At 69.9% G+C, this 2,641-nt stretch carries 3 protein-coding genes and 1 pseudogene; 2 read left to right on the forward strand and 2 right to left on the reverse strand.

The window, feature by feature from the left end; all coding sequences use genetic code 11:
• Positions 1-519: pseudogene (locus tag NA8_RS34515) on the forward strand (DoxX family protein); the annotation flags it as partial.
• Between the two features lie 77 nt (positions 520-596).
• Here NA8_RS34515 and NA8_RS32160 read toward each other — a convergent pair.
• On the reverse strand, positions 597-986 hold the full coding sequence (locus NA8_RS32160) for an STAS domain-containing protein (RefSeq protein ID WP_084467243.1): 390 nt from the start codon (positions 984-986) through the stop codon (positions 597-599).
• Between the two features lie 137 nt (positions 987-1,123).
• Positions 1,124-1,954 (reverse strand): mycofactocin-coupled SDR family oxidoreductase, encoded by an 831-nt coding sequence (locus tag NA8_RS32165; protein ID WP_063054044.1) that lies wholly within the window; start codon positions 1,952-1,954, stop codon positions 1,124-1,126.
• Positions 1,955-2,387: 433 nt separating this feature from the next.
• Between NA8_RS32165 and NA8_RS32170 the strand changes: the two genes are divergently transcribed.
• On the forward strand, positions 2,388-2,615 hold the full coding sequence (locus NA8_RS32170; protein WP_157107045.1) for a hypothetical protein: 228 nt from the start codon (positions 2,388-2,390) through the stop codon (positions 2,613-2,615).
• Positions 2,616-2,641: the final 26 nt, after the last annotated feature.

Raw genomic sequence — 2,641 nt, forward strand, 5'->3', positions numbered from 1 at the left:
GGCTTGCGCAAGCACGCGCAGGAGGCCGCGGAACGGGCGCGCGCGCTCGGAGCGGTGGCCGCGAGCAAGGGCGCGGAACTCGCCGAGACGGCTCAGCGTCACGGCCCGGGATGGGCGGAGGCGGCCAAGGAACACGGCAGTGAGCTGGCCGGGACCGCCAAGGAGCATGGGTCGGAGTGGGCCGAGCTCGCGAAGGAGCGGGGTGCGGACTGGGCGGAGGTCGCCAAAGAACGGAGCGCCGATTGGGCCGATGTCGCCAAAGAGCGCGGCGCGGAGTGGGCGGAGATCGCCAAAGAACGGAGCGCCGGGCTGGCGGAGATCGCCAAGGAACGGAGCGCGCATCTCGCCGATCTGGCCAAGCAGCGCGGGGCCGAGTGGGCGGAGGTCGCCAAGGAGCGCGGACCGGAGATCGCCGACGTCGCCCGGGAACGCAGCGCGCACACGGCGCAGCTGGCTCGCGAGCGGGCCGCTCAGAAGGCTCAGGCGGCCCGCGAGGCGATCGAGTCGCGGCGCCACTGAGGCTCTGGACGAGCCGGGCGGGCGCCTCGCCTCGGGGCGCACCGCCGGCGCGTTGGCGGCCCTTCCCGCCGCGCCGATCAGACAGTCTCGTCGTAACCGGGCGAGAGTCCGCCGAGAGCGGCATCGAGGGAGGGCGCCCGATGGAACCGGCCGGCCAGGCCGGTGACCTCGATCGCGCGGTCCACCGGCCGCACGGTGGTGATCAGCACCAGCCTGCGGCGGGAGCGCGTGGCTTCGGCCTGCGCTTCGACCAAGACGCTCAGCCCCGCCGCCGCCAGGAAGGTGACCGGTGAGAGGTCGAGCACGAACGTGGCGGCGGGGCGCAGGCAGGCGCACGCCAGCTCGGCGCGGAACCGGGGCGCGGTCGCGGTATCTATCTCGCCCTCGACCATCAGCATGGTGACGTCGCGGCGCGGGCGGCACACCGAAAAACGAAGTGGGTCAGTCCATTCGGCGTGTCGAGACATGCGCTGACTCCTGGCCGGAAGCTGTGCACTGCACAGACTCTGCGATTCCAGTGAAGCATGGTGCGGAAGGTCTGTACAGGAGTGCCGCGGCGCGAACTGCGTTCGCGGACTATGTTTTCCGGTCCGGCACGCCGATCCTAGGACGTACTCGCGCTTCCGCCGCAGGAGATGGTGACGGCCTCCCCGTTGAAGTGGCGGCCGTGCTCGGAGACCAACAGCAGCACCGCCTCGGCCACCTCGGCGGGCTGGATCAGATCGCCGTTGGGCGGGCCGGATTCGATGATCGCCATCCAGTCCTCCTTGGTGGGATTCTCCTTGTCCGGCACCATGAGCCGCCAGGTGGCGGGATTCTGGATCATGTCGGTGTCCACCCCCGACGGCAGCAGGGCGTTCACCGTGATGCCGTATTCCGCCACCTCCAGGGACAGCGACTTCACCAAGCCCAGCACGCCCCATTTGCTCGCGGCGTAGTGCGCCGCGTTGCGCACGCCCATCTTCGCCACGATGGACGAGGTGGCCACCACGCGACCCCAGCGACGCTCGATCATGTGCGGCACGACCGCGCGGAAGCTGTGGAACACGCCGGTCAGGTTGGTGTCGATCATGTCCTGCCACAACTGCTCGTCCATCTCGGCGACGGGCGAGTTGGAGGCGATGCCCGCGTTCGCGATCAGGATGTCGATGCGGTCGAATTCCTCCAGCGCGCGCTCGGCGACCGTCCGCATCTGTTCCAGGCTGCGCACGTCGGCCTGTACCGCGACGCAGCGGCGGCCGGTGCGCTCGACCAGCGCGGCGGTCTCTGCCAGATCATCGGGAGTGCTCAGCTCGTAGGGAAGGCCGGGCAAGGGTGCGGCGATGTCACACACCACGATGTCCGCGCCCGCGTTCGCCAGCGCGATAGCGTGCGCGCGCCCCTGCCCGCGGGCGCCGCCGGTGATCACCGCTACCCGATCGTCGAGATGCCCCATCACTGGCCCTTCATCGGTCGGTACCTGCTTCGGCCGCCACCCATGGTGTCATGTGTGGACGGCGCGAGCCCCCGATTTTCGGGCAGGCCGCGTCACCGACGAGCGATTTCCCGTCGATGGGAACGAGCGGTCGGCGCGCCCCCGCGTAACCACCCGCGCGCGCAGCGCCACGTCCGCGACCTGCGCCGACTAACTGTTTTGCCGAAATCCTTAGGGACAGTGGAACAATGGGTGCGGTCTCGGCGCCGGAGCGGGCACGGCCACGGCGCGGACGAACCGACCCGACTGCGGCACGGAGACCACATGCAACCATTCCGACCCGGTCCAGCGACCAACTGGGTGCGATGTACGCTGCGCCCCGGAACGATTTCGCCCGTGCCTATCCATCGTTCCTGGCACGGTCGGCGCATCCACAGTGGTTCCAGGGGGCCCGATGACCGATTGTGAGTACCTTCTCGTGAATCTCGACCGACAGCTCGACACCGAACCGACCGAGCACGACAGCACCCTGGCCGCCCGGCTGACCAGCCCGCGGCTGCGCAGGCTGCTGCACACGGCCATCGGCCTCTCCGAGGATTCCGTCGATCTGCTGACGACCATGACCACACGCCTGCGTGCCGCCGAGGGCATGATCCTGCGCGACCCGCTCGACGACTGCTGACCCGCGGGCGGCCGCGGCAGGGCCCG

Source organism: Nocardia arthritidis NBRC 100137 (assembly GCF_001612765.1).
Lineage (GTDB): Bacteria > Actinomycetota > Actinomycetes > Mycobacteriales > Mycobacteriaceae > Nocardia > Nocardia arthritidis.

Bases quoted from the DNA above. Each gene is read 5' to 3' on its own strand.
- NA8_RS32160 (WP_084467243.1), bottom strand. From the start codon at position 986: ATGTCTCGACACGCCGAATGGACTGACCCACTTCGTTTTTCGGTGTGC.
- NA8_RS32165 (WP_063054044.1), bottom strand. From the start codon at position 1,954: ATGGGGCATCTCGACGATCGGGTAGCGGTGATCACCGGCGGCGCCCGC.
- NA8_RS32170 (WP_157107045.1), top strand. From the start codon at position 2,388: ATGACCGATTGTGAGTACCTTCTCGTGAATCTCGACCGACAGCTCGAC.